The organism is Streptomyces sp. NPDC058619 (assembly GCF_042717785.1).
Lineage (GTDB): Bacteria > Actinomycetota > Actinomycetes > Streptomycetales > Streptomycetaceae > Streptomyces.
Map to the genome: position 1 here is coordinate 13,105 of NZ_JBHXQN010000050.1, position 20,742 is coordinate 33,846.

Sequence of the window (20,742 nt, forward strand, 5' to 3'; positions counted from 1 at the left end):
GGCGCGGGCAAACCGCGAAGGCGTGGGGAGTGACCCCCCCGAGCAACAGTCGGGCGGAGCGGCCAACTCCAACCAGGGCTTTTGGTCAGCAGATTCTGCGGGTGCCCGGCTCGAGAAGCGATTCGTCCCACGGGATGTACGAGAGCCGATGCGGGTTCCAGTAGTGCATCAAGTCCGCGTTTTCGCTTGACCATCCCTGGTAGATCTCGTCCCAGGGACGCTCCGCATGGTTCGTCAGTGAGCGGGCTTCGATCACGTCGTCGCCGCGCTGGTAGCGGACGTCCATGGAGATGCGGACCTCGTCGCGGACCACGGCGGGCAACGACTGGTGGACCGTGAGGCTGGGAAATGTCACGACGTCGCCCACGGCGAAATCGCCGCCGACCCAGTTGGTCTCATGCGCGCACAGCTGCGCACCCCAGTTGGTCCAGTAGCCGTCACTGTCCCCGGTCCCCACCGGCAGGCGGCCCTGCCGGTGGGAGCCACGCAGGATGACGAGCGGACCGCTCGCAAGACTACAGTCCCCGATGGGAAACCAGCAGGTCCACGTTTCGGTACTGCCCTGAACGAGCGGGAAGTCCTGATGGGGTGGGGTCGCGCCAGTCGACGGGTGCGCCGTCATGGCGCGCATGATGTGACGGGGATGGACAAACACGTCGTCGGTGCCGAAGAGCTTGCGATAGAGGTCCAGGAGCGTCGGCTGGTGCGGCAGCCGGTGCAGCTCGGGCAGCCTCTGCATGGCGGCATAGAGCTCCGCGGTGACGCCGATATCGACCCGCATCTGGTCGGCGGGCAGCTGGTTGAGCCCGGCGAGATCCAGTTTCCCGTCGAGCGGATCGGCATCCGGTGCCCGTAGTCCATGCTCCGACAGTATGTCGAGGACTTTGGAGCGTAGCTGCAGAATCGGCTCCGGATCGAGCAGTCCACGGAAGAACAGATACCCGTCGCGCTTGGCTCGGGCTCGCAACTCGTCGCGGCGTCCGAGGAGATCTGTGGATTCCTCGAATGGCGCCAGATCAGCGGCTTGGACCTTCACCGGAACCGAAGACAAGGTTTCGCTCATGGCCCACAGGCTAGGAGCTCGCCTCCTCGCCACGCCATGTGGAAAACGCTCCGTTCATGGACGATCTGATCAGCGCTCTCGGCTCTGGGCCGCGCCACAGCTCACCGGCCGCCCCGAGCGTGACGCACCGGCCGGCAGGCCGCGGCTCCGGAGGCCGCAGGCGTCCTCAGCCTCGCTCCGCTGCAACCCCTGCCGGCTCCGGCCGAGGAAGCTCCGGTCGCGTCAACTCCACTGTCTGTGACGGCTTTCCGGATGAGCGGCCGCTCGAGCACTTCGGGGCTCGCCGGGGTTGACGCGTCGCAGCGCGCCCTCCTAGCCTGCTTGAAACGATTCACTATCCGTGCTATCGGCGATGCCGTCCGAGAGGGGCACTCCCGTGGGGGTTCTGCACGTCGTCAAGCCCACCGTCGAGTACACCAAATGCCCTCTCGGGCTCGATACGGAACGGCCGCGGCTGAGCTGGCAGCTGCTCTCCGACCGACCGGATCAGGCGCAGAGCGCCTACCGGATACACGTCGCTACCAGCGCCGACAGGCTCAACAACCCTGATATCTGGGACAGTTCACGGGTGGCATCCGACCAGTCGGTGCTGGTTCCCTACGCCGGTCCCGCGCTTGCCCCCCGCACCCGATACCACTGGTCGGTGCGGGTCTGGGACGCGGACGGTGTGGCAAGCGAATGGAGCGGGCCCTCCTGGTGGGAGACCGGACTCATGGACGGCTCGGACTGGACCGGCCGCTGGATCGCCGCCCCAGCAGCCCTCGTGGACGCGGCGGCAGCGGCCCCACTGCCAGGGGTGCCGAGCCTGGCAGGGGCCCAGTGGATACGCCTGGCGGACAGCAGCGCGCGGGGCCTGGCAGAGACCGGAACCTCAGCCGCGATCCGCTGGTTCCGCGTCGTCGTCGACGTACCGGCAGGTGTCCGCCGGGCCTGTATGGTGCTGGCCGCCGACGGCGGCCTGGCCGCCTACGTCGGCGGCACCCAGGTCCTGCACACGGTCGCCGATCCCACCGCGGAGAACTGGCGCCGTCCAGCCGTGGCCGAGGTCACCGCCCAGCTGCGGCCGGGACGCACCGCCGTAGCAGTCCGCGTCGACACGAGCAGCACCCGCTCCGGGGAGGCCAGCCTCCTCGGAGCGCTGAAGTTCACCACCGCCGACGCAGTACGCCACGTGCGGACATGCCGTACGTGGAAGACCACCGGTAGCGAACCTGCGGGTGACTGGTCAGGCCCCGACTTCGACGACAGCGCCTGGGCGCCCGCCGACGAGTGGGCCCCCTGGGGTGTGGCCCCGCGAGGGGCGGTGGCCCCCGCCGCATCCCCCGCCTTCCAGCTGCGGCGCGAGTTCCGCCTCCCCGCGAAACGAATCGCCTGCGCCCGTCTGTATGCCACCGCCCTCGGCCTGTACGAGGCGCACCTCAACGGCCGCCGCGTCGGCGCCGACGAGCTGGCCCCGGGCTGGACCGACTACCGCAAGCGGGTGCAGTACCAGACCTATGACGTCGCCGACTTGCTGCGCGGCGGCGCGGCCAACACGCTCGGCTTCCACCTGGCGGACGGCTGGTACGCGGGCACCATCGCCTCCTTCGGTCGGCACCACTACGGCGAACGCCCGTCGTTGCTGGCGCAGTTGGAGGTGACGTATACCGACGGCTCATCCGAGCGGATCGTGTCGGACCAGGCGTGGCGGGCGGCGGCGGGCCCGCTGGTCTCCGCGGACCTGATCGGGGGCGAGGACTACGACGCCCGGCGGGAGACGGACGGCTGGACCCAGCCCGGCTTCGACGACTCCGGATGGCAGCCGGCGGAATCTGCGGCTGTCACCACACCACCCGCGATCGTGGCCCAGGCCGATGCCCCGGTCCGAGTGGCGGGCGAGCTCCCCGCCCGGCAGGTCACCGAAGTCGTTCCAGGGGTCTTCGTCTTCGATCTGGGCCAGAACATGGTCGGTTCGGTGCGGTTGCAGGTTTCCGGCGCGGCGGGCACGGTGGTGCGGCTGCGCCACGCGGAGGCACTCAACCCGGACGGCACGCTCCACACCGCCAACCTGCGGTCGGCCCGGGCCATCGACACCTACACCCTCAAAGGCGGCTCGGTGGAGGTCTACGAGCCGCGCTTCACGTTCCACGGCTTCCGCTACATAGAGGTGACCGGCTACCCCGGGGTGCCGCCCCTGGACGCGGTGACCGGCCGGGTCATGCACACCTCGGCCCCGTTCACCATGGACTTCGAGACCGACGTACCGATGCTCAACCAGTTGCACTCCAACATTACCTGGGGCCAGCGTGGAAACTTCCTGTCGGTCCCCACCGACACCCCGGCCCGCGACGAGCGGCTCGGCTGGTCCGGGGACATCAGCGTCTTCGCCCCCACCGCGGCCTACGTCATGGGGTCGGCGCGCTTCCTCACCAAGTGGCTGCGGGACCTGTACGACGCCCAGCGGACGGACGGCGCGTTCCCCGATGTGGCGCCGCAGATCGGCATGCTGGGTGCGGGCACGGCGGGCTGGGGCGATGCCGGCGTCTCCGTGCCGTGGGCGCTGTACCAGGCGTACGGGGACACCCGGGTCCTCAAGGAGGCATGGGAGCCGGCCAAGCGCTGGCTGGACTACCTGCACCAGCACAGCGACGGCTACCTGCGTCCCGCCACGGGCTACGGTGACTGGCTCAACATTCGCGACGAGACGCCCAAGGACGTCCTCGCCACCGCCTTCTTCGCCCACAGCGTCCACCTGGTTGCCCGCATGGCGCGGGCTCTCGGTGACGACCCAGCCGTCTATGAGAGGCTCTCCGCCGCCGTCCGCGGCGCCTTTTGCGCGGCCTATGTCTCGCAGGACGGCGCCCGTATCAAGGGTGACACCCAGACCGCGTACGTACTCGCCCTGTCCATGGATCTGTTGCCAGAGCCGGAGCGTGGCCGGGCCGCGGACCGCCTGGTGGAGCTGATCGAGGCGCGGGACGGGCACCTGTCGACGGGCTTCCTCGGCACGCCGCAGCTGCTCGGAGCCCTCACTGCCGCAGGGCGCACGGACGTGGCGTATCGGCTGCTGCTCCAGGAGTCGTTCCCCGGCTGGGGCTACCAGATCGCCCGCGGCGCCACAACCATGTGGGAGCACTGGGACTCCGTAAGGCAGGACGGCGGCTTCCAGGACGCGGGGATGAACTCCTTCAACCACTACGCCTACGGCGCGGTCGGCGCGTGGATGTACGCCACGATCGCCGGTATAGCACCCGCCGCGCCCGGCTTCCGGCGCCTGGTCATCCGCCCCCGCCCCGGCGGTGCGGTGACGGCGGCGCGCGCCCGCTTCGACTCGCTCTACGGCCCGGTCACCACCCGCTGGGAGGCGGGCGGCGGCGGCTTCACTCTTCGTCTCGGCCTGCCGGTGGGCACCGCCGCCGAGGTATGGGTCCCCGCCCGTGCCGCGGCGGATGTCAGTGCCGGCGGCACGGAGTTCCTGCGGATGGACGACGGCTGCGCGGTCTTCGCCGCCGGTTCGGGCTGTCACCTGTTCAGTACCGGACAACTCGCTCGATGAGCGTCGCGACGGCCCCGGCACCGCAGCGGTGTAGCGCGCGTCTCATCCCGTCATCCCGCGTCATCTCTCGCCGCGCGGTAGGCGGTCGGGCTGAGGCCGTAGTGCGTCCGGAACCGGCGGGAGAAGTAGTTCGGGTCGGGCCAGCCGACTGCGGCACCGACGCGCGCCATGGGCTGTGTGGTGCCCCGCAGCAGCGCCGCCGCGCTCTCCGCCCGCGCGCGGGCGAGGTAGGCCATCGGCGAGAGCCCGATGTGGCTGGTGAACATCCGGGTGAGGTGGCCTGTGCTGACCGCGAGTTCGGCGGCGAGCCGGGCCGGGGTCCAGGCCTGTGCGAGATCGGACTCGAGCAGCCGTACGGCGCCGAGTACGAGCGGGTGGGCCGAGGGTCCGTCCGCCTGGGCGGGAAAGGCGGGTGCCTGCGGTGCCGCCGCGGCGAGAGCGTCGAGGAAGACCGCGAGGCGGCCGAGGACACCGATTCTGTGGACCGGGCCGTCGTGCCCGGCCGCCGCGGCCAGTTCACCGAGGAGCGACAGGCACCGCGTGTGGTGTTCCGCATCGAGCCGGAACCCGAAGACCCCGGCGTTTCCCGGCGCGCCCCATAGCAGGTGGTTGACGGCCGGTTCGGTGCGGATCCAGGCGAGGTCAGCGCGGAGCAGCTCGGCCGCGAAGCAGCAGTTGACCACAGTGAGACCGGTGCAGTCCACGTAGCTGTGCCAAGGCCCCGGCCGGAGCACGATGACGTCCCCTGCGGCGAGCGGCCGGCCCCCGGCCGCGGTCAGGTGCCGCCCCCGCCCGGAGACGACGAGGGCGATCTCCAAGAAGTCGTGGCTGTGTCCGGGCACGTTGCCGGTCAGCCGGTGCCGGCCAGTGTGCACCGGAACCCGGGCGGGGAACAGGCAGATGCCATGCAACAGGTCGTCGAACTGCGTGTCTTGGTGCGGCACATCAGTATCGTGCTACCTCCTGCGAGTCGTTGGCTAGCCCCACTGCCACCGGGACGACCAGCATGAGGGGTATCGCTGAGACCCCCTGTAGGGGCCGATGATTTTGAGGAGCACGATGGAGCTTTCCGAAGAGAGCGTGGAGCACTACCGGCGGCACGGTTTCGTGCGAGTGCCCGGAGTCCTCTCGGCGGCCGAGGCCGCCGACTACGCCCGTGCCGCCGCCGAACTGCCCGGCGCATCGTCGACCGGCCCGGAGATGCGGGCCTTCAGGCAGTACGTCAACGTCTGGCGCGCAAGCGCGGCGTTGCGCGCGCTCACCCTTCACCCGAAGCTCTCGGCGTTGGCGCATCAGCTGGCCGGTGTGCCCCTGCGTCTGTGGCACGACCAGGTGCTCGTCAAGCCGCCGCACCACGAGACCGCGACCGAGTTCCACCAGGACCACCCGTACTGGCCGCACCGGGCCTGCCGGCACGCGCTGTCCGCCTGGGTCGCGCTGGTCGACGTACCGGCCGAGCGCGGCTGCATGACCTTCCTGCCCGGCTCCCATACCCACACGGGGCTGCGGCCCCAGGACCTGCACAAGGAGGGGGACTTGTTTGAGATCGACCCCGACCTGCGGTGGAGCGAGCGGGTCACCGTCCCGCTGCGCGCGGGGGACATCACCTTCCACAACAGCTTCACCGGGCACATGGCCCTGCCCAACCGCACGGACGCGGCACGGCTCGCGCACGTCGTGATCTATATGGACGCCGACACGGTCTACGACGGCCGTCCGCACCCGGTCACGGACGGCGTCGGCCTCCTGCCCGGCGACCGCCTCGACGGCGAACTTTTCCCTCCGCTGACGTCGGCCGCTGCGGGGCCTTGGCCCGAATGACCGTAGGACGCGGCCCTGTTGAGGCGGCCCCTTCCCGCCGCGTGGCCCGCTGAAGCATCCATGCCTTCCCGGTCACCGGCCCTGCCGTCGGCCCACCGGACCAGCACGACCTCGGCCGAGCCGGCGCCGTCGCGCATTCCGTCTCGGCCGTGGGTGGTGGAAGGCTCGGGACCGGAGCCGGTCACAGGACGTGCTGGGCGCTTCGCCACTCCCGTGGTGACCGACCGACGTGCTGCCTGAACAGGCGGGAGAAGTAGTACGGGTCGGCCACGCCGCACCGCCGGGCGACCTGACTGACCGTGAGGCCGGTCGTGCGCAGCAGCTCCTGTGCCCGGGCGATCCGCCGTGCGGCGACCCAGCCCATCGGCGAGGTGTCGAGGTGCCGGCGGAACCGACGCGCGAGCGTCGCGACGCCACAGCCCGCCACGCCGGCCAGCTCGCCGATCGTGAGCTGATGGTGCAGCTCCTGGTCGACGTACTGCAGCACGCGACGCAGATCGTCCGGGACGAGCGCCCCGTACAAGGGCCCGGCCGCTCCGAGCGACTCCGACAGCTCATGGAGGACCAGCGTCCCGAGCGCCCGCATCAGCCCTTCGTCCGGCACGCCCCGCCGGAACACCTCGACCGCGTACAAGGAGACATCCACCAACCGCGGGCGTTCCTCGGCGGAGGAGACCACGACCGAGCCGCCGGAAAGGATCGAGCCGTCGCGCCGCCACCCGCATGCCGTGAGCGGGTGATCGCGGTCGTGCGGAACATCGGCCACCACCCGGTGGCCGGGGTCGTGCTCGGGTATGAGATGCGTGCCGACGAGCAGGAACGGGTCCAGCACGTCGGCGGCATACCGGATCGACCGACCCCACGGCAGGATGAGAAGCACTCCAGCCCCCATCACATGTCGCTGTCCGTTGACCCAGACCTGGCCGCCTCCTCTCCGGCACAGGAGGACCATGCGTGACTCGACCCGCGCGTGCCGCAGCCGCCGGCCGGGCGGGAACTGGTACATGTTCGCCTGGCTCACGACCGGGAACGGCGCCCCACTGACCATGAGTAAATTGTCCAGCAACCGTGCGTCCGATGTCATCGCCCAGGCGCACGGCGCCGCGGACTTGTGAGACGGAGGGTCACATCGGCAGGACGAGGTTCAGCTGCGCGCCGGGCTCCAGCGTGTGCACGAGATCGCCCTGGCGCAGCTCCACATGCGCGGTGGAGCGAGCCGACCAGCGTATCGTCTTGCCGTCCCGCCGCCACAACACCTCCACCACTCCCCTGCCGGGAAGCGGCAGTTGACCGGACGCCCCCGTCCGCTCGCCGGCGAGTACCTCAAGGCGCAGCCCGCCGTCGGGCTCCACCCACAGTCCGAGCAGCATCCGCGACAGCAGCCACGTCGGAGTTCCGGACCACTGGTGGCACCGGCTCCACCGGGGGTCGAAGTTCTCCCACCATGTCGTGGCTCCCTGGTCGAGCAGCCAGCCGTAGAGCTCCTCGATCCGTTCGAGCACCTCATGCGCCCGGCCACGACGGGCCAGCTCGATGAGCGAGAAGTGCAGGAAGTACGGCGTCACGAAGCGCTCGCCTGTGGCGAGGTGGCTGGACAGCCGTGGTCCGGTGGCGTCGAGGGGGAAGCAGGAGTCGAGGTGGTCGAGCACCTGCTGCACGGCGGCCGGCTCGGCGCTCGACGGCAGGACTCCGGCGCGGAGCGCCAGGGACGCCGCGTGGTAGCCGAGCGGTTGGGCGGACGTGCGAAGAGTCAGCGTCTCGCGCAGCGCCGCGGCGGCATCGTCGACGGCCGCGGTGGCGCTGTGTCCCACCTCGCGCAGCCAGCGGGCTGAGGCGTCCAGTCCGTCGAGGGCCAGCAGCGAGATCGAGAGGCCGTCATCGGCGGCGCCCCAGTCCACGAACGGCCACGGCAGAGGCCCCTCAATCCCCTTGGGACCGAGGCGGGCGCAGAACGCCGCCGCGTTGCGTGCCGCGGCCGGTGCCAGCTCGTTGAGCAGCTTACGGCTGCCGGCGAGCGCGGCATGCCGCAGCACCGCCCCCGGCCACAGAGCGGAGTACGACGCGAGGTGCCGGACGGCGCCGGGCCCTTGACCGGCCACGAACCCGTCGTCATCGGCGCAGCCGCCCGCCATCCGCAGCGAGCGCTCCACGATCCGCAGATCCCCGTGCGAGACGGCGACGATCTCCATGCCGACCACGGCATCGCCCAGCCACTGGCCGCGCTCGCGGACCGGGCAGTCGACCAGGGCGTCCTCGGAGCAGGCCCGCAGCGTGTCGACGCCGACCTGCCAGATGCGATCGAGCCTGAGGGAGCCGGTCGCCAGGCTGCCGACCGGCTCGGCGGGGGCGCTGCTGCGCTCGTCGAAGCGCAACTCCCCGATATGGACCGGCGAGCCCTCGGTCAGCACGTGCACCTCGACCCAGCGCCCGGCACGGGGAGTCACCGGCCCCAGCCGCTGCTGCCCGCAGTCGGCGACGTAATGGTCGAGGTTCGCCGACAGGCCGTTGCTCATCGAGATCCAGGGCGTGACCCGGCCATCGACGAGGTCCTCGCTGTAGAGCAGATCGACGGTGGCGCCCGGGGGCGCGCTGATCTCGACACTCGGGCGCCCGAGCCGGACGCGGCCGAGGTCGAAGCGCGCCCACGCCCCCTGCGCGGGCACCTGCCCGTCCGGCGCCAACTGCCGGGCGAACACCGTGGCGGCCGGGTCGTCCTCGGGAAGCAGCAGGCGCTCGACAAACTCCCCCTGCGCCACCCGTACGGCGGTGAGGGGCGTGAGGGACACCCGTGGGCCCATGTCGGGAGCGGGGACCGGCAGGCCGGGCACCGATACGGCGGGCGCCCACGTGTCGGCGGCGGTGCCGGGGCCTGTCCACTCCGGCAGCTCGCGCATGTCGCACCACTCGACGAAACCGAGGTTGTCGTTGACGCGGCGGACCCTCGGCCGGAACGCCTGCAGCGGCGCTGCCCGCCAGTCGAGGTCGGGGTGTCCCTCGACCTCGACCCACAGGTGCGGCGCCACGACCGCTGCCTGTTCGGTCGGCACGCCCGGGTGCACGACGTGGAACGCCAACACGTGCGGACCGGGAGCGAGGGTGAGCGCCATCTCGACGTGCTCCGGGTGGTCGGCGGGGGCGCGTGGCGGTCCTTCGGCGACGGCCTCGCCGTCGACGTGCAACACCGCCCACCACGAGGCGGAGAAGCGCACGACCAGACGGCGCTGTTCCGGCAGGTCGACCACCGCGCGGATGCCCACGTGCGCGTCGATCTCAGGCGCGCCATTGGTCCACAGGTGCGTCATGTCGCCTCCCGGGAGTTCGTGTCGACAGGTCGTACGGCGACGGCGACGGCGTCGAACCGGTCGGGAAGGTGGAGGGTGAGATCACTGCCGCCCACCAGTTCCTGCGGTGCCGCTCCCGCCGGGAAGGTCTGGATGTGGTAGCGCTGTCCTTCGCGCAGCCCGTGCGGGCGCACCTGCAGCCGGTCGTCCTCGGTGTCCTGCCGCCACACCCCGAGCAGGCAGCCGGCCGGGGAGAAGACCTCCAGAGCCGTCAGCGCCTCGGTGCGATGCAGCGGCTGCTCGGGGCCGTGCCGGCGTACCGACGCCTTCGCGAGCAGGTCGGCCGAGGCGTTCGCGAAGGCCACCGCCTCGACCATCAGCGCCCTTTGGTCCTCGTCGAGGCGGTCCACGGGCCCACTCAGAGTCATGCGCCCGAGCAGCCCTGTGACCAGTCGGTATCGCGTCTCGGCGAGGCTCAGGTCCGGCTCGAGCACGGCCCAGCTGACGGCCTGCGACGGGTGCAGTACGTCCACCACCGCACGCAGCACGTTGGGGAAGCTGCGCCAGCCACCGTTCCAGTGGCCGTGATCGCTGACGCTGCCGAGATGCGTGCGTGACAGCAGGCCGTAGCTCGTACGCCCGCCGCCGCTCGCGCAGTTCTCCAGCACGACGTGCGGATGCCGGGCGCGCAGCCCGTCGAGCACCGCCTGCCAGCCCGCGGCAAGCTCCAGCGCGCCTTGCCCCGGTCCGTGCGGCGTCGCATCCGGTCCCGGTAGGACCTCGGTGTTGTAGTCGAACTTGAAGTACGCGTAGCCGTGGCCGACGAGCCCGTCCAGCACGCCGGCCAGGTGGTCGCGGACCTGTGGCTGCCGCAGATCGAGGAACGCCCGGCCCGCGTCAAGCAGCAGCCGGCCGTCGCGCTGCAGCAGCCAGTCCGGGTGCTCGGCCACGAGGCGCGAGGCGACCCCGGCGACCTCGGGTTCGAGCCAGATGCCCGGTACGAGCCCGGCGTCGTTCAGGTTTCCCGCCAGGGCTTTCATGCCCGCGGGGAAGCGGCTCTCGTCGTGCGTCCAGTCCCCCGCCAGGGTCCACCAGGTGGCGATCTCCCCTTCGGGCGTATGGGGTGAGTACCACCCGGCGTCCAGGACGAAGGTCTCGACGCCTGTGCCGGTCAGTGCGGCCGTCTGGGCCGCGACGGTGGAGGCGTCGAGCGTGTTCATCGTCGCGTGGTACTCGTTGTAGACGACGCCGCGACGTGGTTCCCGCGGTGCCTGGTGCAGCCAGCGGTGCCGGTGAAAGGCGTCGACCGCCTCCGCGCGGTCACCCTCCACGGCACCGACCACGACCGGCACCGTCTCCAACTGCAAGCCCTTGTCCAGCACATGGCGCCAGTGTCCACCTGCGTAGTTGGGGCCGCCGGCCTGCGTGTAGACGGTGCCGGAGTCGGCGCCGACCTCCATGCGCCAGCTGGCGGAGGCGTCGACCTGCATGCCGTACGAGATGCCCGCCGCGCGGTCCTCCAGCACGTAGAACGGCAGCACGTGCTTCGACGACCAGGAACCGGTCGTCTCCACCGACCAGGCGTTGATACAGGACTCCGGGTACAGCGCGATGTCTGTCACCGGCCGCGACCGCAGGGTCCCCTCCCAGCACCAGCCACCGTCGTAGGTGTGCAGCCACAGGGCGTCGAAGTCGCCGTGCGCCGCCAGGCCGCGCAGCATGCCGCTGCTGACGTGGTCGACGGTCAGCGGCACCTCGGTCGCGCGGACGCTTGTCCAGCGGGTCAGGCAGGAGGAACCTGGCCTCGCCAGGAAGTGCAGGTCCATCTCCAGACCCTGGTCGCCCGACGAGCTGAGCACCACGTGCAGGCCACCGTCCCGCAGTCGTTCGGCCCGGTGGCTTTGGACCGTGGTGCTCTCTGTGCTGCCGCAGCCCGTCCACCGGGTGCCGTGCTGAGGGAGCGGGCGGTCGTCCCCGGCCAGCTGCAGCTCGACCTCGGCGCCGAGCCGGCCGCTGCGCACCTGCTTGAGTTCCTCGGCGCCGAGCCGGTGGCTCGGGCCGAACGCGACCTGCCGCGCTGTACCGGCGATGTCGACTGCGTGCACCACGCCTGCGGTACTGAGCAGCAGAAGCGACCCGTCGACGTCGAGCTCGGGGCGCGTCACGGCCGCCGTCCCCGGGTGGCGCCGCGACCCGTCACCGGGAGTCTCATACCCCCACCTCCATCGAGGAGCGAATGCGGGTCAGCGCGTCGGCCAGCGGCGCGTCGAGGAAGAACATGTCGTTGCCTGCGGTGGCGGACCCTCCCGGCGCGATGGCCCCGAAGCCGCTGGCCGCGTGGATGCAGGAGTACTCCATGTTGTGGAACAGGAACGCCGCCGGACGGCCGACGGTGGCGACGGTCCGGCTGCCGTCGCGGCTGCACACCGCCACCCACGGGTCGAGGACGACATCGGGCGTGGCGTGGAAGGCGGAGACGAACGGCAGGTCCGCCGCGGGGGGCGCGCCTGCGGTCGAGTAGAACTGCACGGTGGGTCGGGTGCTGTGCCGTCGCGGAACGGAGAGCAGGGGCACGGGTTCGCAGGCGATGCCGGTGAAGTGCCGTTCGCAGTCGTGGTCCCTGACGTCCCGGGCGTCGCCGCAGGACAGGCAGTTGAAGGCCAGTGCGTTCTCCCAGTGGCGGTCGCTCTCGTTCTGCAAGGTGTACGACACCACGACGGCGTCGTCCAAGGACAGGTCGACCGTCATCTCGTAGGCCAGCTCGCCGGGTTGGCGTCCGGTGGCCCGCCATTTACGGGCCTCCTGCTGCTCCCACTTCGGCACCAGCGTCGTGTACCAGACGGCGGATGCGGCATCGCCGATGGCCTCCGGAAAAGCGAGCGAGAAGCGGGCAGCGGGAAAGGCGGGCACCTCGCTCAGCCAGGCGCTCATGGTCCCTGCGATGGGCTCGAACTTCATCGTTTCACTCCTCAGCGGCTTCGCGCGACGCGGAAGCCGATGTAGTCCGTGCGGTTCAGCGCCCAGCCCGACTGCCCGACCGCGGCCACCCGCAGGTTGGCTGGCACCGTCGTCACCCAGCTGCCGCCCTTGACGATCGCGGTCGCGGGGTCGGGTTGGTCGGCGGTCCACTCGGCGACGTTGCCGGACAGGTCCAGGACGCCGAACGGGCTGGCTCCGGCCGGCAGCGATCCCACCGGGGCGGTCCCATCGGCGTCGTAGTGGGCGTGCGACGGCTCCATCTCGTCCCCCCACGGGAAGACGCGGTGTTCGTCGGCCCGCGCGGCGCGCTCCCATTCCGCCGCCGACGGCAGGCGCACACCGGCCCAGGTGGCGAAGGTCTGGGCGTCGTGCAGGTTGACGTGCGTGACGGGGTGGTCGGCCACGTCCTGCGGCGGGGTGGGGCCTTGCCACCATTCGGGTGCCCTGCCGCCGCCGTCGGCGACGAAGATCGCCCACTGCTCGTTGGTGACGGGCGTGCGGCCGATGTCGTACGCGGGCAGCTCGACCCGTGCGCCGGGCAGTTCGCCGTCGAACCAGGACGGGTGCACTCCGAAACGCTCGGCCAGGGCGTCGACCTGCGGGATCAGCGTCCCGGTCTGCGCGGTTCCCGGCGGGATGGGGACCAGATCCAGCTCCAGCTTGCTGCTCGGCACAGTGCTCCTTCTCGTACGGTGACCCATAGGGTTCGGTACTCCGCGTCCGGTCCTTAAGGCCGGAGGGGTAGGGCGTCCCAGGCGGCGGTCGCCTGGGGAGAGCGACGGCGGCCTGGGGAGCGGCGGTGCCGCCTGGGGAGAGCGAGCGTGCCGTCGGGACGCGTTCACCTCCGGCCACGCTCGGGTCTCGTTCGCCCGCTCTAGTAGTCGATGGTCAGCGTCGACTGCTGGGCGTGGCGCATCTTGATGAACGTGGTGCCGTTCGCGAAGTGCTTGAACCCTTCCGGCGCGGCGTCGAGGTCGGTGACCGGGCCGAGACTGCGACCGTCGACCTGGACCGAACGCGGGGTGGGTATGCCGGTGATGAGAAGCTGCGACACCTGCCCCGGGAAGAACCCCAGCCTGGCGGTCAGCCTCGATGACGTGCGCTCGGCGCCGAGCACGTCGGCGGCGGTGGAGATCCGGGTGTTCGGATGGATCAGCGCGGTCTGCACGTCGACGGGGTGGCCGAGAAGCATGACCATGGGTTTGAGGATGTCGTCGGGGTTGAGGTCGAAGTCCTTCACCGGCGTGTTCGGGACCAGGAGCCAACTGTCCGGGTAGCCGCCCTTGTACGGCTCGGTGGTCCGCTGCTGGTGCAGCGCGCTGATCACGATGGCCTCGGCTATCCGGCGCCAGGGGAACCCGCCGATGTCGCCCGGCAGGTGGAACGGCTTGGTGCAGTTCGGGTCGGCGGAGGCGTCGAGGAGACTGAGCAGGAAGTAGGCGTACACCAGGCCCACCCACTGCACCGGTCGGCCGAACCACGGGATGGTGAACATCGTCGCGCCGTAGTCGGAGATGGACGCGTACGGCATGTACGGCCGGTCGGGCGCCGACCACGCGTACAGGAACGGCAGTCCGGTCCGCGCCCAGTAGACGGCCCGGTTCAGGTAGCGGGTCTCGCCGGTGAGCCGGTACGCCTCGGTGTAGGCACCGATGCCGTACGCGGAGCCCAGCAGCGTCGGCGTGTGGATGGGCATTTCCCAGACACCCACGGCGCGTGGCACGTTGAACTGTTCGATGAAGTTGAGAGCCCGCATACCCGCCTGATGGGCGACGGTGTCTCCGGTGAGCCGGGCATAGCGCAGAAGGCCCTGGGCGTGGACGGTCGAGACGCCCATGATCTCGGTTCCGCGTTCACCCAGGATCTCGTCCTCCGCCTCCTTGGGGTTGAAGGCCCAGCCGCCGGAAGGCAGTTGCGTGCGGATTCTGGCGTCCCTGTTCTTCTCGAACTCGGTGATGGCGCCTTCGAGGTTGCCGAGGTAGAACGGCGCGTGGAACCAGCCGCTGTACGTGCCGTCCGTGTTGCCGAGCGCGCTGCGACCGTTGTTGGTGAGGACGCTGACGACGAATTCGTGCACCCGCTGGAACGCGGCCGTGCGTTCGTTAACGTCCGTGGTCAACAGTCCGGCGATGTGCAGGTTCACCCCGTAGGGCACGTATTGCAATGCCTTTTGACCGGACCACGCCATCCACCCCTTGACCTGCGGATCCCAGAAGGACCTGAGGTAGGCGTGCCGGACGAGCGCGAGTTCGTCCTCCCAGCTGAACGGCATCGTGCCGGGCTCGGGGACGCCATGCAGCGAGTACCAGTCCTCGACGGCGGTGAGCACGTCGTCGGAGGGGTTGACGATGAAATCGGCCTTGACGGACAGCGGCCGCCCGGCCGCGGCGGGATAGGGCGTCGTCGCCCATGGCGCGTTCTCGGGGACCGGGTTGGGGACGGCCGGGACGAATAGCGAGAGCAGATGGTTGGCCTGCCCGGCGAGCCAGTTCGGTGAGGCGAAGCGGGCGCTGGGGTACCGGTTCTGGCCGTCCCACTGCTGGTTCGTGTCCCAGGCGACCGACACGGTCGACCCGCCGCCGGAGATCGCCATCACCGGGACCGTGATCCTCAACGGATGCGGTGCGATACGGAGGTTGTCCGGGGGCCAGACATCGAGGGCGCTCGACGATCTCTCTCCCGCGACGAGCCATTCCAGCCCGGGGAAGAGCCCCATGTGTTTGGGCTTGCCGAAGCTGCCCTCGCCGGCGGTGAGCGAGGGGCCGCCGAAGGCGAGCAGTCTCGCCTGACGATCGGGCGTGATCGAGTACGTGGCCTGGACGGCGCGTGCGGCTGAGCCGGCGTCGTCGGAGACGGGCCTGACAGCGAGCCGCAGTTGCGAGGACCATCGCACGCCGTCGGCGTCCGTCACCTGTCCCGTCAAAATGACGTGGTCAGCAGCCAGTTGAGCGGTGTCCGGGACGATCGGCATCAGCCGGACGCCGTCGGCTGCCGGACCGACGAGGTAGCTGAGCGGCTGCGACGTCGCCATACGCTTCCACTCCTGGCCCGTACGGACGTCGAGGAGGAGCTGCGTATAGCCTCCGGATCCGCGAACGATCATCGCGCGGACGTTCTTGTTCTGCAGGTGCACATGCCCTGCTTGGTCCTGGAAGACATGCACACCGCTGGGCCACCAGTGTGCGGACGGGGGCGGCACCGAGACGATGGGCAGGATCGCGCCCAACTGCTGGCGACTGCCGGGTACCTCCATGTCGAACGTGGCCACGCCGGGTACGTCGACCGTCGGGCGCGCCGTCCACAGCAGTTGAGCCTTGCCGTCGGGTGCGATGACGGGAGCCTGCTGGGTCGCGCCACCGGTGACGAGGGTCACCCCGCTCGGCAGCGTGACCTTCGCGGGGAAGGCCGTGGACGGCTCGCCACCGACGTTGGACAGCTGGACGGCCAGGGTGACCTCTTCGCCCGGGCGTACCGAGCCCGGCCGTACGATCAGTGGGGCGACCGCGATTCTGGCCCCGAGTTGTTCGATACGGATGTAGTCGAACTCGATCTGGGCGCCGTCGGCGCCCGGCGGCTCCCGGTCCAGGCGGAACACCTTCACCGTTCCCTGCTGCCACAGCGCGTTCTTCGCCGCGAGATCCACCGTGTATTCGTGGAACGCGCCGTCGGCCTTGATCGGTATCTCGATCAGCTTGTCAACGCCGAGCGTCGGGGACTTGTCGGTGGCGAAGTAGACCGAGATGCTCTCACCGGCGGTCGCCCGCATCCGGAACCGGAGGATGCGGTCGCGGATGCCGTTGAGGTTCAACGGCGGCGCGGTCATGTAGGGGTCGAAGCCGGTGACGCTGGTGCTGAGTGTGCCGCCGCGCACGACGAACGGCGCCAGGCCTTTCGCCGCCGTCCATCCTTCGGCGTCGCCGTCCTTGTTGAATTCCCACCCCACGGCTGTGCCGGTGGTGGTGATCGGCTGGATGAACAGGCCCCGAGCCGAATCGAACTCCCAGGGCCCGGTGTCAGCGCGCTCCGCGGCACCGGCCGGTGTGACCCGGAAGAAGCCGCTGCCGAGCACGGCGACCGTGCCCATAGCGCCGAACTGTAGGAATTGCCTTCGTTCGATGCCGTTGGTGCCCATGGTGTGGTCCTTTCGTTTCAGGCTGGCTGGCGCTGTCTTGGCCGCGAGGCCGGCGGGGGTGGCCGTTCGGCGCGCGCGACGCCGCGACACCTTCGGTGCGTGCGGGCACCTCCCCTTGCCCGGTCGGCTGTGCGCTGCTGTTGGTCAGTCATCGGGCTTCGATCGGGTCGTCGCCGCGGCTTCGACCGGCTGGACAGGGGGCCCATCGAGCCGGGCGTCGCGGACAGTTCCGCAGCCCACTCGGCTGTCTGACGAGCCGAGGCCGGGGTCTACTTCCCGGTGCCGCCGCCGGCAAGGCCGCCCTGCATTCCGGCGAGGAAATGCTTGGACAGGAACACGAAGAGCAGCAGCAGCGGGATGCTCGCGATGGCATATCCCGCGAACAGCGGACCGTATTCCGTCGCGTGCTGAGTCTGGAAGAACTGCAGACCCGCCGACACGGTGCGCAGATCGTTCTCCGTGACGGTGAGCAAGGGCCAGAAGAAGTCGTTCCACACGCCGATCACGGTCACCAACGCGACGGTTCCGACTACGGGGAGCGACAACGGAACCATGATGGAGACGAACATCCGCAGCCCGCCGGCGCCGTCCACGCGCGCCGCGTCGAAGAGCTCCTGCGGCAGCTGCTCGACAAACGTCTTCATCAGCAGAGTTCCGAGCACCGCGCCGCCTACGAGGTGCGGGATGACGAGCACGATGCGGGTGTTGAGCAGCCCCATGTCGCGCATGAGCACGAACATCGGGATCAGACTGGAGATGCCCGGCACCATGAGCAGCACCGCGACCAGGCCGAAGAGCACGTTCCTTCCGAAGAATTCGTAACGGGCGAAGACGAACGCCGCCACCGTGCACAACGCGAGCGCTCCGACACTGGAGGCGATTGCCACGACCACTGAGGTGACCAGGTACGGCTGGATCTGCTCCCAGGCCCTGGCGTAGTTGTCGAAGTGGAACGGCAGGCTGGGCATCCACCACGACTCGTAGTACTGCTGGTTGGTCTTCAGTGACGTCATGAGCATGAAGAGGAACGGGAAGAGCCCGACGAACGCGATGACACTGAGCACGCCCTTGATCGCGAGCTGGTTGCCGCGCCGACGTCCGCGCGACGTGGCTGGCCCTGCCCCGGTCCGCCCCGGTTCGCTCTGGTCCGGGGTGCTGTGCAGGCGGAGCTGGACCTCAGAGTCGACGGACATCGGCCCGGTCCTTTCTTCTGACGAACACGATGATGATGCTCAGGAGGATCGTCATGACGAACAGCGTGGTGGACAGCGCGGCGGCATAACCCCACTCGCTGCCCTGGAACGCCACTCCGAGCATGCGGAGCACCGGCACCTCGGTCGCGTTGTCGGGTCCGCCTCCGGTGAGCAGGTACGCCGCGAAGCCGTATTGCAGAACGTTGATCGTCGCCAGGAACACCAGCAGTTTGAGCTGGCTCGCCATCAGCGGAAGGTCGATCGCGAAGAGCCGCCGCAGCCGGCCGCAGCCGTCGAGGGCGGCCGCCTCGAACACCTCGGCCGGGACGTTCTGCAGGGTGGTGAGAAACACCAGGAACGGAAGTCCGGCGACGAACGGGAAACCGATGAACAGCAGCGACAGCAGCGCGAACTGCGGATCGCCCACCCAGTTCTGTGCCAGAGCGTCAAGTCCGACGGCTCGCAGTACGCGATTGATGACGCCGTTGTTGGGTTCGTACATCGCTGCCCAGAGCAGGACCGTGACGACTCCGGGAAACGCCATGGGCGCGATCAGGGCGGTGCGGAAGAAGAACTGCGCGCGCTTGCTCTTCAGGCTGATGATGAGCTCGGCCGCGAGCAGCGGAATCGCCCACGCCACGGTGATACCGAAGACGAAGATGACACCGAGATTGCGGAACGACCGCCACCACAGGTCGTCGTCCAGCATGGCCCTGTAGTTGTCCAGCCCGACGAAGGGCGAGTCGAAGCCCGGCCGCCATTCGTAGAACGAGTGCCAGATCCCGCTTGCCGCCGGGTAGTAGGCGAACACGGCCAGCGTCGCGAAGAGGGGTATGAGGGCCAGATAGGCAAACCAGGGAAAGCGGTTCCAGCCCCTCGCCATCACTCCTCCTTCCGAGCGTCGCGCCTCGTCCTGTACCGGCCGAGTCACCCGCCCGCTGTTTCCGCCGGTCTTTACTTCGCCCAAGGCTCGTTCCCCCACGCGCCGTCCTTGACGGCCTGGCGTTGCCCCTTGATCCACAGGTCCTGGAGGTAACGCTGCTGTTCCGGCAGTGACTTCGTTTCCAGAAGCCATCCATCGACGAGGCTGAGCCTGGTCACACCCGGCGGCCCGATGGGCATGACCAGGGGGACGGGGTCGCCCCAGCTGCCCTCGGCGAACATCTTCGTCTCGTCGGCGCCGGAAGCGCCCTCGACCGCGGGGATGCCACCGGTGGCCTTCAGCCAGGGCTGCACGCTCTCCGGCGAACTGACGAACTGCAGAAACTTCACAGCGGCTTCGAGCTTCTTGCCCTTGACGGTCGACGGAATCATGTAGTTGGTGCCGCCGACACCGGCCCCGAACCTCGCCGGAGCGCCATTGGCGAGCGGCGTGGACTCCTTGGTGATCTGTGGGAACGGCATGCTGGAGAAGTCGAACTTCACGTCCTGCAAGGAGGTGACACCGAAGTTGACGCCCCACGCCATGCCGGCCTTGCCGGCCGCGAAGTCACGCAGTCCTACCACGGCACCGTTGAGCCCCTCGGTGTTGCCCGACCACTGCTTGTCGACGCAGGAGTCCCACACCTTCTTGAGGAGCTGGAGCGACTCGACGGCCTCGGGCGTCTTCAACGTCAGATCGCCGGAGAGCACGGCCTTGGCGAGCGACTTGTTGGTAACGATGGGTTCGCCCGTCGCCGACGTCGCCTTTCCGGGCTCGCCGTCCGCCGTGTAGACGTTGAGCCGATCGACGTGCGCGTCGAGCAACATCCCGCTGATCGCGGTGATCGTCCAATCGGGGCCCAGGTCGGACCGGTCCATCGCGAGCGGTGTGAAGCCAACCCCCTTCAGCTTGGCGCACCCATCGATGAAGTCCTCGAAGGTCTTGAACGGACCCGTCAGTCCGGCCTTGTCGAACGCCTCCTTGTTGTAGAACAACCCGGTCCCGGCCAGGTTGAAGGGCACGAACTCAAGCTTGCCCTCAGCGTTGCGGAGCGCCGGATTCTCGAGGCCGTAGTAGCGCTTGCGGAAGGCGTCGGCCCACTTCTCGCTACCCAGTCCGGACCTGATGTAGGGGTTGGGTTTCGCGAGGTACTCGTCGAGGGCGTGCACCGTGTGCGGCTTGTGGGGCACCTGACTGAACACCAACTCTGGTGCGGTACCGGCGGCGAGGTGCGTGGAGATCGTCTGCGCGAAGCTGTTCAGCGGCAGCACGACGGTCTTGATCTTGATATTCGGCTCCGCCTTCTGGAAGGATGCGACGAGGTCCTCCCACGGCTTACCGAACGACGAACCGCTCTCGCTCCATTGGTTCGGGCCCTCCAGGGTGAGGGTCACGGTCTCCCCGGACGACGAATCGTCCCCGCCGGAACCGCAGGCGGTCAGGCTCAACGCGAGGGCTGCGGTGGTTGCGGTCAGGCGCACCGCGGCCGAACCTCGCGACTGCGGGCGTCCGCTGCGTGATCGTTCGCTCAAACCCAATCTGAGCATGTGTACACCCTTCTCAACTCCGCGACAATGCAGTCAGGGAGTGGTGTTCAAAGACGCTCTGGAACGTTTCAATGGGGTGGGCGTGAACTTAGGTCCGCGCTCCATCCACTGTCAATACTGTGACCGGATTCACACAAAATCGCTGTTGCAGGCGCAGTTGGCAGGCCGGGTGAGGGGCCGGCTTCTCCTCTGACCGACGTTCGCGGGTTCGTCACGGCGGCGAGCGTCATGGCCCCTCGTCCCCAGAAGGACATGGGCAGACCCTGCGT

The 20,742-nt window shown here is 69.4% G+C and carries 13 protein-coding genes; 2 read left to right on the forward strand and 11 right to left on the reverse strand.

All coding sequences use genetic code 11. From position 1 onward, the window contains the following. Nucleotides 1-85: 85 nt before the first annotated feature. Nucleotides 86-1,063 carry a phytanoyl-CoA dioxygenase family protein gene (locus ACFWTC_RS31145; RefSeq protein ID WP_383926900.1) on the reverse strand — a complete coding sequence of 326 codons (978 nt, stop codon included), beginning with the start codon at nt 1,061-1,063 and terminating at the stop codon, nt 86-88. 376 nt (nt 1,064-1,439) lie between these two features. On the opposite strand from ACFWTC_RS31145, the gene ACFWTC_RS31150 reads away from it, so the two are divergent. Further along, nucleotides 1,440-4,598 (forward strand): family 78 glycoside hydrolase catalytic domain, encoded by a 3,159-nt coding sequence (locus tag ACFWTC_RS31150; protein ID WP_384028443.1) that lies wholly within the window; start codon nt 1,440-1,442, stop codon nt 4,596-4,598. A 50-nt stretch (nt 4,599-4,648) separates the two neighbouring features. On the opposite strand, the gene ACFWTC_RS31155 is transcribed toward ACFWTC_RS31150, so the two are convergent. After that, nucleotides 4,649-5,542: an AraC family transcriptional regulator gene (locus ACFWTC_RS31155; protein WP_384028445.1), complete on the reverse strand. Its 894-nt coding sequence runs from the start codon at nt 5,540-5,542 to the stop codon at nt 4,649-4,651. 115 nt (nt 5,543-5,657) lie between these two features. Between ACFWTC_RS31155 and ACFWTC_RS31160 the strand changes: the two genes are divergently transcribed. After that, a complete protein-coding gene (locus tag ACFWTC_RS31160; RefSeq protein WP_384028447.1) occupies nt 5,658-6,419 on the forward strand; it encodes a phytanoyl-CoA dioxygenase family protein in 762 nt (253 codons plus the stop codon). A 181-nt stretch (nt 6,420-6,600) separates the two neighbouring features. Here the strand turns inward: ACFWTC_RS31160 and ACFWTC_RS31165 are convergent, their stop codons facing one another. From ACFWTC_RS31165 to ACFWTC_RS31205, 9 genes are all read right to left on the reverse strand, one after another. Then, on the reverse strand, nt 6,601-7,503 hold the full coding sequence (locus ACFWTC_RS31165; protein ID WP_384028449.1) for a helix-turn-helix domain-containing protein: 903 nt from the start codon (nt 7,501-7,503) through the stop codon (nt 6,601-6,603). 40 nt (nt 7,504-7,543) lie between these two features. Continuing rightward, the gene (locus ACFWTC_RS31170; protein ID WP_383926911.1) at nt 7,544-9,721 is read right to left on the reverse strand and encodes a hypothetical protein; all 2,178 of its coding nucleotides are present in this window, start codon (nt 9,719-9,721) and stop codon (nt 7,544-7,546) included. Next, nucleotides 9,718-11,865, reverse strand: a complete 2,148-nt coding sequence (locus ACFWTC_RS31175) for a glycoside hydrolase family 36 protein (RefSeq protein ID WP_383926914.1) — start codon at nt 11,863-11,865, stop codon at nt 9,718-9,720. Before ACFWTC_RS31175 ends, ACFWTC_RS31170 begins: the two co-directional genes overlap by 4 nt. Before the next feature lie 43 nt (nt 11,866-11,908). Beyond that, nucleotides 11,909-12,658 carry a hypothetical protein gene (locus ACFWTC_RS31180; protein ID WP_384028451.1) on the reverse strand — a complete coding sequence of 250 codons (750 nt, stop codon included), beginning with the start codon at nt 12,656-12,658 and terminating at the stop codon, nt 11,909-11,911. Between the two features lie 11 nt (nt 12,659-12,669). After that, a complete protein-coding gene (locus ACFWTC_RS31185) occupies nt 12,670-13,353 on the reverse strand; it encodes a formylglycine-generating enzyme family protein (RefSeq protein ID WP_384028453.1) in 684 nt (227 codons plus the stop codon). A gap of 200 nt (nt 13,354-13,553) precedes the next feature. Then, nucleotides 13,554-16,763: a hypothetical protein gene (locus ACFWTC_RS31190; protein WP_384028455.1), complete on the reverse strand. Its 3,210-nt coding sequence runs from the start codon at nt 16,761-16,763 to the stop codon at nt 13,554-13,556. 317 nt (nt 16,764-17,080) lie between these two features. Next, nucleotides 17,081-18,004, reverse strand: a complete 924-nt coding sequence (locus ACFWTC_RS31195) for a carbohydrate ABC transporter permease (protein ID WP_383926925.1) — start codon at nt 18,002-18,004, stop codon at nt 17,081-17,083. After that, nucleotides 17,988-18,887 carry a carbohydrate ABC transporter permease gene (locus tag ACFWTC_RS31200; protein WP_383926927.1) on the reverse strand — a complete coding sequence of 300 codons (900 nt, stop codon included), beginning with the start codon at nt 18,885-18,887 and terminating at the stop codon, nt 17,988-17,990. The genes ACFWTC_RS31195 and ACFWTC_RS31200 overlap by 17 nt, the downstream gene beginning before the upstream one ends. A gap of 71 nt (nt 18,888-18,958) precedes the next feature. Further along, on the reverse strand, nt 18,959-20,407 hold the full coding sequence (locus ACFWTC_RS31205; protein ID WP_384028457.1) for an ABC transporter substrate-binding protein: 1,449 nt from the start codon (nt 20,405-20,407) through the stop codon (nt 18,959-18,961). Nucleotides 20,408-20,742 lie beyond the last annotated feature (335 nt).